We start from the raw sequence: 563 nt of genomic DNA on the forward strand, positions 1-563 counted from the left end.
GGTGGCCCGGTCGGTACGGCGTGGCTGGCCGGGCTGGCGGCGGGGCTGGGCCGCGAGGGGGTGGACCTGGGTGCGGCCGATCTGATTGTGGGTACGTCGGCGGGCGCCATCGTGGGGGCGATTCTGGCCAGTGGAGGGGACCTCGACCGGCTCGCCGTGCTGCCCGCGCCCACCGATCCCGAGGGCGGCGTACGGACTGATCCGGACAGACTCGCGGAAGTGTTCGCGACGCTCGGCGATACGGGGCTTGAGCGAACCGAGGCTCTGCGCCGGGTCGGCCGGCTCGCCGCCACCGCCTCGACCGGCGGTGAGGAGGCGGCCATCGCCCGGATGCGGTTCCTGGTCGGCGACGTGCAGTGGCCGGACACGCCGCTGCTGATCCCGTCGGTGGACGCCGAGACCGGCGAGGCGGTGATCTGGGACCGGCATGGCGCCGCATCGCTGCCTGAGGCCGTGGCCGCCAGCATCGCCTTCCCCGCGACCGCTCCGCCGATCACCATTGGGGGGCGTCGTTACATCGACGGTGCTCTCAGGGCCGGGATCAACGTCGATCTGGCGGGTGA

General features: G+C 73.4%; 1 protein-coding gene. It reads left to right on the top strand.

The features are described from left to right. On the top strand, positions 1 to 563 hold a 563-nt coding region (locus tag Mco01_RS38810; RefSeq protein ID WP_204061807.1), incomplete at both ends, for a patatin-like phospholipase family protein.

It is taken from the genome of Microbispora corallina (assembly GCF_016863035.1).
Classification (GTDB): domain Bacteria; phylum Actinomycetota; class Actinomycetes; order Streptosporangiales; family Streptosporangiaceae; genus Microbispora; species Microbispora corallina.